We start from the raw sequence: 13618 nt of genomic DNA, 5'->3' as shown, positions 1-13618 counted from the left end.
CTTTACCGCGAAAGCCACGGGTTACATGCTCGATCTCAGCACTTTCGCATAACTGCCCACTATGGAATGCCGCGAATACATGAAGCGCAAGAACATTCTTTTCATCATGGCCGATCAGATGGCCGCGCCAATGTTGCCGTTCTACGGTCCATCGCCCATCAAGCTGCCGCACCTGAGCCGTCTCGCCGCCCAAGGCGTGGTGTTCGACGCCGCCTACTGCAACAGCCCGCTGTGCGCGCCCTCGCGCTTCACCCTGGTCAGCGGCCAGTTGCCGAGCAAGATCGGCGCCTATGACAACGCCGCCGACTTCCCCGCTGACGTTCCGACCTACGCCCATTACCTGCGCCGCCTGGGCTACCGCACCGCGCTGTCGGGCAAGATGCATTTCTGCGGCCCGGACCAGCTGCACGGTTACGAAGAACGCCTGACCAGCGATATCTACCCGGCCGACTATGGCTGGGCGGTGAACTGGGACGAGCCGGACGTGCGCCCGAGCTGGTACCACAACATGTCCTCGGTGCTGCAGGCCGGGCCATGCGTGCGCACCAATCAGTTGGATTTCGACGAAGAGGTGGTGTTCAAGGCCCGCCAGTACCTGTTCGATCACGTTCGCGAAGACGGCGACCAGCCGTTCTGCCTGACTGTGTCGATGACCCACCCGCACGACCCCTACACCATTCCCAAAGCCTTCTGGGACCTGTACCGCGACGAGGATATTCCGCTGCCGCAGACCCCAGCCCAGGCCGAGCTCGACCCGCATTCCCAGCGCCTGCTCAAGGTCTACGACCTGTGGGACAAGCCGCTGCCTGTGGATAAGATTCGCGACGCGCGTCGCGCCTATTTCGGCGCATGCAGCTATATCGACAGCAACGTCGGCAAACTCCTGGAAACCCTGGAGGAAACCGGGCTGACCGACGACACCATCATTGTCTTCTCCGGCGACCACGGCGACATGCTCGGCGAGCGCGGCCTCTGGTACAAAATGCACTGGTTCGAAATGGCCGCGCGGGTGCCGCTGCTGGTCAGCGCGCCGGGGCAGTTCGCCGCTGGCCGGGTGGGCCAGGCGGTCTCGACCGCCGACCTGCTGCCGACCCTGGTGGAACTGGCCGGTGGCCAACTGCAAGCGGATCTGCCGCTGGATGGCCACTCCCTGGTGCCGCACCTGCAAGGGCAGGGCGGACATGACGAAGTCTTTGGCGAATACATGGCCGAAGGCACCATCAGCCCGCTGATGATGATTCGTCGCGGCCGCTACAAGTTCATCTACAGCGAAGACGACCCCTGCCTGCTGTTCGATGTGGCCAACGATCCGCGCGAGCAGGAAGAACTCAGCCAATCGCCGCAACATCGCCAGCTATTCGAGGATTTTCTCCGCGAAGCACGGGCCAAATGGGATATCCCGCACATTCACCGACAGGTACTCGCCAGCCAGCGCCGCCGTCGCTTCGTCGCAGGCGCCTTGAGCCTCGGCAAGCTGAAGAGCTGGGACCACCAGCCACTGGTCGACGCCAGCCAGCAATACATGCGCAACCACATCGACCTCGACGATCTGGAGCGCAAGGCTCGTTATCCACAACCCTGCCAAAACCAATAACGTAAGGGGAAGAGCATGCAAAGGTTATCCACAGCAGTGACGGCCGCGCTTCTGGCGCTGGGCAGTGCTTCGATCCCGGCCCTGGCCTGGGCCGAACAGGGGTGCGAGACCGTGAAGATGGCCGACCCGGGCTGGAGCGACATCGCCGCCACCAACGCCATCGCCGGTTTCCTGTTGGACGGCATGGGCTACAAGGCCAAGGTCGATACCCTGGCGGTGCCGATCACCTTCGGCGGGCTCAAGGACGGCCAGGTGGATGTGTTCCTGGGCAACTGGATGCCGGCGCAGCAGGGCTTCTACGACAAGTTCGTGGCCAATGGCGATGTCACCCAGTTGGCGAAGAACCTGGACGGCACCGAGTTCACCCTGGCGGTGCCGGATTACGTCTGGGACGCCGGCGTGCATGACTTCAACGACCTGAACAAATACGCCGAGCTACACCCAAAAGAAGTCGACAAAAAGCTCTACGGCATCGGCTCCGGGGCCCCGGCCAACCTGTCGTTGCAGGAGATCATCAAGAAGAACGACTTCGACCTTGGCCAGTGGAAACTGATCGAGTCCAGCGAACAGGCGATGCTCGCCGAAGTCTCGCGGGCGGTGAAAAGGCAGAAGTTCGTCACCTTCCTCGGCTGGACCCCGCACCCGATGAACGTGCAACTGAAAATGCATTACCTCAAGGGAGGCGAGAAGTACTTCGGCGACACCGGCAGCGTCTACACCCTGACCCGCAAGGGTTATGCACAGGCCTGCCCGAACGTCGGCAAACTGCTGAGCAACCTGAGCTTCACCCAGGAAATGGAGAACAGCATCATGGCTGAGGTGGCCAACAAGAAGGTCAGCAACTTTGACGCAGCCAAGGCCTGGATCAAGGCCAACCCGGCGGTGCTGGACAAGTGGCTGGACGGGGTGAAGACCCTCGACGGCAAGGATGCGCTGCCGGCGGTGCAGGCCAAACTCTAACGCCCGTCGTAGGAGCGAGGCTTGCCCGCGATGCGGGCGACACGGTCCTCCAGATGGACCCTGTGCGCAGTTTTTGGGGCTACTGCGTAGCCCATCGCGGGCAAGCCTCGCTCCTACAGGAAACCCTGGCGGAATGGGGCAAGCCTTCCGGCAATGCTTTACCCTGACGCCCCTGAACACCTTCACCCGCGAGGACCCATGGCCTGGCCCAATCGCCATTCACTCTTGCCCTTCCTGAGCTGGCTGCCCCGGCAGACCCGCGCCAGCGTCGGGCGCGACCTGCTGGTGGGCCTGAGCGGCGCCATCCTCGCCCTGCCGCAATCCATCGCCTATGCCCTGATCGCCGGCCTGCCGCCGGAATACGGCCTGTATGCCGCCATCGTCCCGGTGCTGATCGCCTGCCTCTGGGGTTCTTCCTGGCACCTGATCTGCGGTCCGACCGCGGCGATTTCCATCGTCCTCTACGCCAGCGTCAGCCCCCTGGCGGTGCCGGCGTCCCAGGACTACATCACCCTGATCCTGCTGCTGACCCTGCTCGCCGGCCTGTTCCAGTGGCTGCTGGGGCTGTTGCGCTTCGGCGCGCTGGTGAACTTCGTGTCCCATTCAGTGGTGCTCGGCTTCACCCTCGGCGCCGCGGTGGTGATCGCCTTGGGGCAGTTGCCCAACCTGCTGGGCCTGGACTTGCCGAGCGAGGCCACCGCGCTGAACAGCCTGACCTCGCTGTTCGCCCATCTCGATGCCGTGGATAAACCCTCGCTGATCCTCGGCCTGGGCACGCTGGTCGTCGGCCTGGCCCTGAAACTGCTGGTGCCGCGCTGGCCGTCGCTGCTGATCAGCCTGATCCTCAGCGCTCTGGTGGTATGGCTGTGGCCGGCGCTGTTCGGCCAGGTGAAGCTGGTCAGCGCCTTTACCGGGCGGCTGCCGCCGTTCAGCCCGCTGCCGCTGGACCTGGACATGATCCTGCGCCTGCTGCCCAGCGCCGTGGCGGTGGGCATGCTCGGGCTGGTGACCAGCCTGTCGATCGCCCGCTCGCTGTCGGCGCGCTCCGAGCAGTTGCTCGATGCCAACCAGGAAGTCCGCGCCCAAGGCTTGTCGAATATCGTCGGCGCGTTCTTCTCCGGCTACCTGTCGTCCGGCTCCTTTACCCGTTCCGGCCTGAGCTACGAAGCCGGCGCCTGTTCGCCCCTGGCGGGGGTGTTTTCGGCGCTGTGGGTGGCGCTGTTCGCCGTGGCCGGCGCGGCGCTGATCGCCCATATCCCGATCCCGGCCATGGCCGGGAGCATCCTGCTGATCTGCTGGGGGTTGGTGGACCATCACGGCATTCGCGCGCTGTTCCGGGTCAGCCGCGCCGAATTCGTGGTAATGAGCCTGACCTGTGTCGCCACCTTGCTGTTGGAGTTGCAGACAGCGATCTATGCCGGGGTCCTGGCGTCGCTGTTCTTCTACCTCAAGCGCACCTCGCAACCGCGCGTGCAGCATGGGCGCGAAGGCGACGAGGACATCCTGCGGGTCGGCGGCTCGATCTTTTTCGGCGCCAGCCATTACCTGCAAGTGCGCATGCAGCGCTGCCATGCGCCACGCCTGGTGATCGACGCCCGGCAGATCAACTTCATCGACTATTCCGGGGTGGCGATGCTGCACCAGGAAGCCCGCCGCCTGCTGCGGCAAAACCGCAGCCTGACCCTGCGCCGGGCGCGGGCCTCGGTGATCGAAGAGTTGAGAAAGCTCGAGGGCGCGGAGAAATGCCCAATCCGGTTTGAGGATTGATCGCGGGTTGCAGCGCAGTTATAGCGGCGAACCCATCGCGGGCAAGTCGGATCGCCGCCCGCTCGCTCCTACAGGTTCGTGTCGAACCTCAATGTTGTGTACGACACAATTCCGTAGGAGCGAGGCTTGCCCGCGATGAACGATGACGCGGTGCCTCAGAGCGCCAGCTGGCGCCGCAGCTCCGCCAGCACCGGCGCGGTGTCCGGGCGCACGCCGCGCCACAGGAAGAAGGCTTCCGCCGCCTGTTCGGCGAGCATGCCCAGGCCGTCCATGGAAATCGCCGCGCCGTATTGGCTGGCCCAACGACAGAAGGCGGTCGGCTCCTTGCCATACATCATGTCGTAGCAAACCGTCTTGCCCGGCTCGATCAGGCTGGCGGCGATCGGCGGCACGTCGCCGGTGAGGCTGGCCGAGGTGGCATTGATGATCAGGTCCACCGGCTCGCGCAGCCAGTCGAAACCACTAGCGGACACCGGCCCCAGGTCGCCGAACAGCTCGGCCAGCAGCTCAGCCTTTTCCACCGTGCGGTTGGCGATGATCACCGACGCCGGCTGTTCCGCCAGCAGCGGCTCCAGCGCGCCACGCACCGCACCACCGGCACCCAGCAGCAGAATGCGTTTGCCCTTGAGGCTGAAGCCGGCGTTGACCGTAAGGTCGCGCACCAGGCCGGCGCCGTCGGTGTTGTCGCCCAACAGGCTGCCATCGGCGAGCTTGCTCAAGGTGTTCACCGCGCCGGCGCGCTGGGCGCGGGCGGTCAGGCTGTCGGCCAGGCGGTAGGCGTCTTCCTTGAACGGCACCGTGACGTTGGCGCCACGCCCGTCGACGAAGAACCCGCGGGCACAGCCGGCGAAATCGTCGAGGGGCGCCAGCAGGGTGGTGTAGACCAGCCGCTGCGCCGTCTGCTCGGCGAACAGCCGATGAATCAGCGGCGACTTGCTGTGGCCGATCGGGTTACCAAAAACGACGTACTGATCCATCCAATAAAACCCTCATGCACGCCCCTGAAGGAGCCAGCTTGCTGGCCGACAGGGGCGCTACGCTGTTCTGTTCAATCGCATTATCGTCCAGCGCCGGCCAGCCGGCTGCAACGCTTTACGCGGAGCCCGCCAGCCAGTCGCGGTCCTGCAGGAAATATTCGGTCAGGCGCGCTTCTTCGCTGCCCGGCTCGGCTTTCCAGTCGTAGCCCCAACGGACCTGCGGCGGCAGGGACATGAGAATCGACTCGGTACGCCCGCCCGATTGCAGGCCGAACAGGGTGCCGCGGTCGTAGACCAGGTTGAATTCGACATAACGGCCGCGACGGTATTCCTGGAACTCGCGCTGCTTCTCGGTATAAGCCAGGGCCTTGCGGCGCTGGACGATCGGCAGGTAGGCCTCGAGGTAGGCGTCGCCGATGGCGCGCATGAAGGCGAAGCTGGTGTCGAAGTCCCACTCGTTGAGGTCGTCGAAGAACAGGCCGCCGATGCCGCGTGGTTCATTGCGATGCTTGATGTGGAAGTAGCTGTCGCACCAGGCCTTGTAGCGCGGGTAGACGTCCGGGCCGAACGGCGCACAGGCCTTTTCCGCGACGCGGTGCCAGTGCACACAGTCATCGATGTTGGCGTAGTAGGGGGTCAGGTCGAAACCGCCGCCGAACCACCAGACCGGCTCTTCGCCTTCTTTTTCAGCGATGAAGAACCTTACGTTGGCATGGGAAGTCGGCACATGGGGGTTGTGCGGGTGGATCACCAGCGACACGCCCAGCGCCTCGAAGCCACGGCCGGCCAGTTCGGGCCGGTGGGCGCTGGCGGACGGCGGCAAACCGCTGCCGAACACGTGGGAAAAGTTGACGCCGCCTTTCTCGATCACCGTACCGTCGGCAATCACCCGGGTACGCCCGCCACCGCCGGCCGGTCGGGTCCAGGCGTCTTCGACGAAGCGCGTACCGCCGTCTTCGGCTTCCAGGGCAGCGCAAATGCGGTCTTGCAGGTCGAGCAGGTAGGCTTTTACGGCCTCGGTGCGGGTAGTCATGGCATCACCTTGAATCGGGCAAAGCTACGCGGCGCCAGGGATATAGCAGGGGGCCTGCGCAAATGGGCGCGTAGCATAACACTGCGCGGGGGCCGGTCGCAGTTGACGGCGGTCAAGCATAGGAGTCCGATAAGGCACTTTCGCGACACGACCGAGGAGAGATTGCAGATGGCCAAACGTATCCAGTTCCGGGCCCATGGCGGCCCGGAAGTACTCGAGTATGTGGATTACCAACCCGCCGAACCGGGCCCGCAACAGGTCCGCGTGAGCAACAAGGCCATCGGCCTGAACTTCATCGACACCTACTACCGCAGCGGTCTCTACGCGCCGCCGGCCTTGCCATCGGGCCTGGGCGCCGAAGGGGCCGGGGTGGTCGAGGCGGTGGGCAGCGCCGTGACCCGCTTCAAGGTCGGCGATCGCGTGGCTTATGGCAGCGGTCCGCTGGGCGCCTACAGCGAGGTGCATGTGCTGCCCGCGGACAATCTGGTGCACCTGCCGGACAGCATCAGCTTCGAACAGGCCGCCGGGGTGATGCTCAAGGGCCTGACCGTGCAATACCTGCTGCGCCAGACCTACGAGCTCAAGGGTGGCGAAACCGTGTTGTTCCACGCGGCCGCCGGCGGGGTCGGGCTGCTCGCCTGCCAGTGGGCCAAGGCCCTGGGGGTGAAGCTGATCGGCACCGTCAGCTCGCCGGAAAAAGCCGCGCTGGCAAAATCCCTCGGCGCCTGGGAAACCATCGACTACAGCCATGAAGACGTGGCCAAGCGCGTACTGGAGCTGACCGACGGCAAGAAATGTCCGGTGGTCTACGACGGTGTGGGCAAAGACACCTGGCTGACCTCGCTGGACTGCCTGCAACCACGAGGCCTGATGGTCAGCTTCGGCAACACCTCGGGCGCGGTGGAGGGGGTCAACCTGGGCATCCTGGCAGCCAAGGGCTCGCTGTACGTCACCCGTCCGACCCTGGGCACCTACGCCAGCAACGCCGAGAGCCTGCAGGCCATGGCCGACGATCTGTTCGGCATGATCGCCAGCGGCAAGTTGAAGATCGAGATCGGCCAGCGTTATCCACTGGCGGACGCGGCGAAGGCGCAGACCGAACTGTCGGCGCGACGCACCACGGGGTCGACCATTCTGCTGCCTTGAAATGCATCGCGGGCAGCCTCGCTCCTACGCAACCGTGTGGTACACAGCATTGGGTTCGACACGAACCCGTAGGAGCGAGCGGGCGGCGATCCGACTTGCCCGCGATAAACGATAACGCGGTGTCAGGCCGGGCGAACGATCCTGCCGCTCACCAGGTCGCGGATCAGGCTCGGGTTCTTGCGCCCGCCCAGGTTGCCGCCCAGGACCATGTCCAGTTGCCCGCGGAAATACTGCTCGACGCGAATCCGCGTGCGCGCGGCCGGGCGCCCCTGGGGGTTGGCCGAAGTGGAAATCAGCGGCCCCACCAACGCGCACAACTCACGCACCACTGGATGATCGCTGACCCGCAAGGCTACGGTGTCATGGACCCCGGTGACCCATTCCGGCAACAGATTCTGATGGGGCACCAGCCAGGTGTTCGGGCCCGGCCAGGTGCTGGCCATGCGATCGAGCCATTCCTGGGGGAAGTCCTCGAAGAGAAAATCGAACTGGCGGATGTTGTCGGCGATAAGGATCAGGCCCTTGTCCACGGAGCGCGACTTGATGGCCAGCAACCGGTCCACCGCCTCTTCGTTCCACGGGTCGCACCCCAACCCCCAGACTGCTTCGGTTGGATAGGCAATCACCGCCCCTGCGCGAATTTCTCGTGCGGCTTGTTGCACACGCCAACTGCTGACCATTGCTGACTCTCCGGATTAAGGCTGTGCGCAGTTTACCGATCCTGCCTATAAAGCCTAGGGTCTGTACGAAAAGTCGGCGAGCGAAGGTCAGGCAAGGCAAAAACAGGCGAGGAACGGCCGGGGTCGCGTTCGACTTTAGGGGCCTAAATGAGCATTCCGAGCCTGTTTTTAACGCAGCATGGCCTGCGTAGCGCCGAAGGCGCCCAGCGTGCAGCCACTTTTCGTACAGAGCCTAGCCTTTTGCCCGGGCATACCAACAGCCTCCTTCGCATACCGCATGGCCCTCCAGCTCCAGTTCGGTGAGCGCCGCCAGCACCTTGGGCAGGCTCCAGCCACTGGCCTCCACCAGGCCCTCGCTGGTCTGCGGCGCGGCGTGCAACAGCGCCAGCAACGGGTGAGCGGGCGCGGCCGTTGGCGGGGCTGTGGATAACGGCAGCCGTTGCCAGCCACGCAAGGCTTCGAGGATATGTTCGATGGTCTCCACCAGCACCGCGCCATCGCGAATCAGTTGATGACAGCCCCTGGCCCCGGGGTGATGGATCGACCCCGGTATCGCATACACCTCGCGGCCTTGCTCGGCGGCGAGCCGGGCGGTGATCAACGAACCGCTGGCGACGCTGGCCTCCACCACCAACACGCCAAGGGACAGGCCGCTGATGATCCGGTTGCGCCGGGGAAAGTGGCTGGCGTGGGGCCCGGTCTCCAGCGGGAACTCGGAAACCACCGCGCTGCCCTGGGCGATCATGGCGTCGGCCAGGCGCCGATTGCGCTGTGGATAAAATTTTTCCAGGCCGGTGCCCAGTACGCCGACGGTCTGCCCACCGACCTCCAGGGCGGCCTGGTGCGCCGCACCATCGATCCCCAGCGCCAGGCCGCTGGTGATGACAAAACCGGCGGCGGCCAGGCTGCGGGAAAAGGCCGCGGCGGTGTCCATGCCGGGCCTCGAAGCGCGACGGCTGCCGACCACCGCCAACTGCGGTTTTTCCAGGATCCGCGGATCGCCGGCGACAAACAGCAGCGGCGGCGCATCGGCAATTTCATTCAGCAGTGGCGGGTAGTCAGGCTGGTCCCACATCAGTAAATGCTGGCCCGGACGCTCCAGCCAAGCCAATGCACGGCTGGCGCCATCGCGCACCTCGGCGTTGCGCCGGGCCTCGGCCGCGCCCGCCGGCAGGCCCAGCGCATGCCAGGCACTGGCCGGCGCACTGATGGCCTTGGCGGCCGAACCGAAGGCTTCGAGCAGCAGCTGAAAACGCTTCGGGCCGAAGTCCGGCAAACGGTGCAAACGTAGACGGGCTTCCAGTTCCGCGGGGGAAACCGGAGCCTGGACAGGCAGTGACATGGGATCATCCTTGATCGTTATAAGCCCAGCTGAAGCAGGAATAAGCTGTGGATAACTCTGTTGGTAACTTGTTGACGGGTTTACGGGTTACGCACCTTGTCCATGATCGCCAGGGAGCGGGAAGCGTTGAGCACCAGGCCGTAGCTGAGCTTGTCGTAGGTGCGGAAAACCATCAGCAGGCCGGCCCGCTCATCCGGCATCTTCACCTGGCCGCCGGCCACCCGATCGCGCACGGTTTCACCGGTTTTCAGCACCGCCAGCACATTGCCTTCAGCCAGGCCATCGCGCCGCCCCTTGTTCAGCGTCACCACGTCCAGCGCGCCGATCTGGGTGACGCCCCGTGGCACGTCGATGATCAGGCCCTCAACCGCCCGGCTCGGCGGACTGGGGGCAAAGGTCGAGTTGATGGTCCGCGGCTCGCCGCTGAACAAGCGGTCGCCCAGGCGCACTTCCTGGGTGGTGCGCTGCAGTTGCAGGGTGGCGATATCGCCCTCGACCGCGACCACCTCGCCGCCGCCGATCTCGTCGGCATTGATTCCCAGCAGTTCGCCGCTCTGCGGGTCGGTGTAGGTCTTGCCCTGGCGAAAGATGCCGTAGGCCGACTGTTCCGGGTCGAAACGGCCGCGCGCGAAGATCCGGTCGCCGGTGCCGCTGAGCACCCGTTCGGCATCGCCGGCGACTATGTAGGGCGCGCTGTTGAAGGCGTCGGCCCGGTCGAGGATGCGGTTGCTCAGCAGAAAACTGTCGATGGCCTGCAGCGGAATGGTCGGGATCGCCTCGACCAGCGGCGTGCGGCGCACCTGGGGCGACAGCTTGAGGGTGCCCCGGAAGGCGCCGCGTTCCAGGGTCAGGCGTGGTTCGCCGTCGACTCGTACCAGCGCCAGGGAGTCGCCGGGGTAGATCAAATCGGGGTCGGCAAGGCTGGAATTGGCCTGCCAGAGCGCCGGCCATTGCCAGGGATCGCGCAGAAAGCGGTTGGCGATGCTCCACAAGGTATCGCCCGCCACCACGGTGTAGCGCTGTGGATAACCCTCCCGGAGCGGCACCTGCGCCTGGCCGAAACCGGCCCAGCCCACGAGCAGCAAGGCGAGTAGTGATTTCCTCATGCGGTGAATCCCTTTATTATGTGTACTCGCGTGAAACGCCGGCGCCTGTGCGCTCCCTGCTCCTGACCGAGCACGTTTTACAACGGTTGCCCTTCCAGAACCCGCAAGGCCTCCGACTCCGAACTTACTTCACACGTGTAGCAACTACGCTTATGGCCATTTTAAACATCCTCGAATTCCCCGACTCGCGCCTGCGCACTATCGCCAAACCAGTGGCCGTAGTGGACGACGAAGTGCGTCAGTTGGTCGACGACATGTTTGAAACAATGTATGAGGCGCCCGGCATCGGCCTGGCCGCTACCCAGGTCAACGTGCACAAGCGCATCGTGGTCATGGACCTGTCCGAAGACCGCAGCGAGCCACGGGTGTTCATCAACCCCGAGTTCGAAGCGCTCACCGACGAGATGGGCCAGTATCAGGAAGGCTGCCTGTCGGTACCGGGCTTCTACGAGAACGTCGATCGTCCGCAACGCGTGAAAATCAAGGCCCTGGACCGTGACGGCCAACCTTACGAACTGATCGCCGAAGGCCTGCTCGCGGTGTGCATCCAGCACGAATGCGACCACCTCAACGGCAAATTGTTCGTCGATTACCTGTCCACGCTCAAACGCGACCGGATCAAGAAGAAGCTGGAAAAGCAGCATCGTCAGCAGGCTTGATCCCCTTCTTCCAAAGGCTTGCAGCGGCAAGCCTTTTTCTTTTCTGCGTATTTATTAGCGAGAATTCCCATGACTGAGCCTCTGCGCATCGTCTTTGCCGGCACCCCGGAATTTGCCGCCGAACACCTCAAGGCCCTGCTCGACAGCCCCTACGAGATCGTCGCGGTCTACACCCAGCCGGACCGTCCGGCCGGGCGCGGGCAAAAGCTGATGCCGAGCCCAGTCAAGGAGCTGGCGCTGGAGCACGACATCCCCGTGTTGCAGCCGCCGACCCTGCGCAACCCGGAGGCCCAGGCCGAACTGGCGGCCCTCGCGCCGGACCTGATGGTGGTGGTCGCCTACGGCCTGATCCTGCCGCAGGTGGTGCTGGATATTCCGCGCCTGGGTTGCATCAACAGCCACGCTTCGCTGCTGCCACGCTGGCGCGGGGCAGCGCCGATCCAGCGCTCCGTGGAAGCCGGTGACGCCGAGAGCGGCGTGACCGTGATGCGCATGGAAGCCGGCCTGGACACCGGGCCGATGCTGCTCAAGGTCAGCACCCCGATCAGCGCCGAAGACACCGGCGGCAGCCTGCATGACCGGCTCGCCGAAATGGGCCCGCCAGCCGTGGTCCAGGCTATCGCCGGTCTCGCCGCTGGAACCTTGCAAGGCGAGGTCCAGGACGACAGCCTGGCCACCTACGCCCACAAGCTGAACAAGGACGAAGCGCGGATCGACTGGAGCCGCCCGGCGGTGGAGCTGGAGCGCCTGGTACGCGCCTTCAACCCCTGGCCGATCTGCCACAGCACGCTGAACGGCGAAGCCCTGAAGGTGCTGGCCGTCAGCCTCGCCGAAGGCAAGGGCGCACCGGGAACCATACTCGGCGCCAGCAAGGACGGCCTGCTCGTCGCCTGCGGTGAGCAGGCGCTGTGCCTGACCCGCCTGCAATTGCCCGGCGGCAAGGCGCTGAACTTCAGCGACCTGTTCAACAGCCGTCGCGAGAAATTCGCCACCGGCACCGTGCTCGGACAAGCGGCGGACGCCCAATGAACCCGCGTCTGGCCGCCGCCAAGGCCCTGACCTCGGTCCTCAATGGCAAGGCCTCGCTCAACAGCTCGCTGCCGACCCTGCTGGACAAGGTCGAAGTACGCGATCGCGGCTTCACCCAGGACCTGGCTTTCGGCACCGCGCGCTGGCAGCCCCGGCTGACGGCGCTGGCGGCCAAGCTGTTGCAGAAGCCGTTCAAGACGGCCGATGCCGATGTCGAGGCGCTGCTGCTGGTGGGCCTCTATCAATTGCTCTACACCCGCGTCCCGGCGCACGCCGCCATCGGCGAAACCGTGGGCTGCGCCGACAAGCTGAAAAAGCCCTGGGCCAAGGCGCTGATCAATGCTGTGCTGCGCCGCGCCCAACGCGAGAGCGAAGCGCTGTTCGCCGAGCTGGAGCGCGACCCGGTGGTGCGTACCGCCCATCCGCGCTGGCTGCAAAAGTCCCTCAAGGCGTTCTGGCCCGAGCAATGGGAAGCCATCTGCGCCGCCAACAACGCCCACCCGCCGATGATCCTGCGGGTCAACCGCCGCCATCATTCCCGCGCCGCCTACCTCCAACTGCTGAGCGAGGCCGGCGTCGCCGCCAAGCCTTGCGTCTACAGCCAGGACGGCATCGTCCTCGATGAAGCCGCCGACGTGCGCAGCCTGCCGGGCTTCGCCGAAGGCTGGATCAGCGTGCAGGACGAGGCGGCGCAACTGGCCGCCGAGCTGCTGGAGCTGGCGCCGGGACAACGGGTGCTGGACGCCTGCTGCGCGCCTGGCGGCAAGACCTGCCACATCCTCGAAGTCGAGCCCGCGCTGGCCGGCGTGGTCGCGGTGGACCTGGAAGCCAAGCGCCTGGTACGTGTCCAGGAGAACCTCGACCGCTTGGGCCTGAGCGCCGAGCTGATCGCCGCCGACGGCCGCGACACTGCCGCCTGGTGGGACGGCAAACCGTTCCAGCGCATCCTGCTGGACGCGCCGTGTTCGGCCACCGGGGTGATCCGTCGCCATCCGGATATCAAGCTCACCCGTCAGGCCGATGACATCGCCGCCTTGGCCACCCTGCAAGGCGAACTGCTGGACGCCATGTGGTCGACCCTGGAAGTCGGCGGCATCCTGCTGTACGCCACCTGCTCGACCTTGCCGACCGAAAACACCGAGGTGATCGAGGCTTTCCTGGCCCGGACCCCAGGCGCTCGCGAACTGGACATCGCCGGGCAACTGGGCCAGCCTCCGGCCGGCCTGAAGCAGCCCCACGGTCGCCAGCTGCTGGCGCAAGAGGGCGGCCACGACGGGTTCTACTACGCCAAGCTGATCAAGATTGCCGCCGCGCGCGGTTAAGAA

12 protein-coding genes are annotated in these 13618 nt (G+C 65.1%); 7 read left to right on the top strand and 5 right to left on the bottom strand.

Features of this window, described 5'->3' with window-relative positions:
* The first annotated feature begins 79 nt into the window (after window positions 1-79).
* From betC to C4K38_RS00140, 3 genes are all read left to right on the top strand, one after another.
* A complete protein-coding gene (betC, locus tag C4K38_RS00150; protein WP_053276811.1) occupies window positions 80-1594 on the top strand; it encodes a choline-sulfatase in 1515 nt (504 codons plus the stop codon).
* A gap of 15 nt (window positions 1595-1609) precedes the next feature.
* Window positions 1610-2554 carry a choline ABC transporter substrate-binding protein gene (gene choX / locus C4K38_RS00145; protein WP_053276810.1) on the top strand — a complete coding sequence of 315 codons (945 nt, stop codon included), beginning with the start codon at window positions 1610-1612 and terminating at the stop codon, window positions 2552-2554.
* A gap of 198 nt (window positions 2555-2752) precedes the next feature.
* Window positions 2753-4321 (top strand): SulP family inorganic anion transporter, encoded by a 1569-nt coding sequence (locus C4K38_RS00140; protein WP_053276809.1) that lies wholly within the window; start codon window positions 2753-2755, stop codon window positions 4319-4321.
* A gap of 155 nt (window positions 4322-4476) precedes the next feature.
* Here C4K38_RS00140 and aroE read toward each other — a convergent pair whose 3' ends face one another.
* Window positions 4477-5298, bottom strand: coding sequence for a shikimate dehydrogenase (gene aroE, locus C4K38_RS00135; RefSeq protein ID WP_053276808.1), 822 nt, complete (start codon window positions 5296-5298; stop codon window positions 4477-4479).
* A 115-nt stretch (window positions 5299-5413) separates the two neighbouring features.
* A complete protein-coding gene (gene hemF / locus C4K38_RS00130; protein WP_053276807.1) occupies window positions 5414-6331 on the bottom strand; it encodes an oxygen-dependent coproporphyrinogen oxidase in 918 nt (305 codons plus the stop codon).
* Between the two features lie 168 nt (window positions 6332-6499).
* Here hemF and C4K38_RS00125 point away from each other — a divergent pair, with 168 nt between their 5' ends.
* Window positions 6500-7477 carry an NADPH:quinone reductase gene (locus tag C4K38_RS00125; RefSeq protein WP_053276806.1) on the top strand — a complete coding sequence of 326 codons (978 nt, stop codon included), beginning with the start codon at window positions 6500-6502 and terminating at the stop codon, window positions 7475-7477.
* Between the two features lie 122 nt (window positions 7478-7599).
* Here C4K38_RS00125 and tsaC read toward each other — a convergent pair whose 3' ends face one another.
* The 3 genes from tsaC to C4K38_RS00110 form a co-directional block, all read right to left on the bottom strand.
* Window positions 7600-8157 carry an L-threonylcarbamoyladenylate synthase type 1 TsaC gene (gene tsaC, locus C4K38_RS00120; RefSeq protein WP_053276805.1) on the bottom strand — a complete coding sequence of 186 codons (558 nt, stop codon included), beginning with the start codon at window positions 8155-8157 and terminating at the stop codon, window positions 7600-7602.
* Window positions 8158-8389: 232 nt separating this feature from the next.
* Window positions 8390-9499: a DNA-processing protein DprA gene (gene dprA, locus C4K38_RS00115; protein ID WP_053276804.1), complete on the bottom strand. Its 1110-nt coding sequence runs from the start codon at window positions 9497-9499 to the stop codon at window positions 8390-8392.
* 80 nt (window positions 9500-9579) lie between these two features.
* Window positions 9580-10605 (bottom strand): LysM peptidoglycan-binding domain-containing protein, encoded by a 1026-nt coding sequence (locus C4K38_RS00110; protein WP_053276803.1) that lies wholly within the window; start codon window positions 10603-10605, stop codon window positions 9580-9582.
* A gap of 152 nt (window positions 10606-10757) precedes the next feature.
* Between C4K38_RS00110 and def the strand changes: the two genes are divergently transcribed.
* The 3 genes from def to rsmB all read left to right on the top strand — a co-directional run bounded on the left by def (window position 10758) and on the right by rsmB (window position 13615).
* Entirely contained in the window at window positions 10758-11264 is a 507-nt protein-coding gene (def, locus tag C4K38_RS00105) for a peptide deformylase (RefSeq protein WP_009041482.1), read from the top strand.
* 69 nt (window positions 11265-11333) lie between these two features.
* Window positions 11334-12293, top strand: coding sequence for a methionyl-tRNA formyltransferase (gene fmt / locus C4K38_RS00100; RefSeq protein ID WP_053276802.1), 960 nt, complete (start codon window positions 11334-11336; stop codon window positions 12291-12293).
* Window positions 12290-13615, top strand: coding sequence for a 16S rRNA (cytosine(967)-C(5))-methyltransferase RsmB (gene rsmB / locus C4K38_RS00095; protein WP_053276801.1), 1326 nt, complete (start codon window positions 12290-12292; stop codon window positions 13613-13615). Before fmt ends, rsmB begins: the two co-directional genes overlap by 4 nt.
* Window positions 13616-13618 lie beyond the last annotated feature (3 nt).

Source organism: Pseudomonas chlororaphis subsp. piscium, from assembly GCF_003850345.1.
In the GTDB taxonomy this organism is placed as follows: Bacteria; Pseudomonadota; Gammaproteobacteria; order Pseudomonadales; family Pseudomonadaceae; genus Aquipseudomonas; species Aquipseudomonas piscium.
This window is presented reverse-complemented; position numbering and strand designations above follow the sequence as displayed.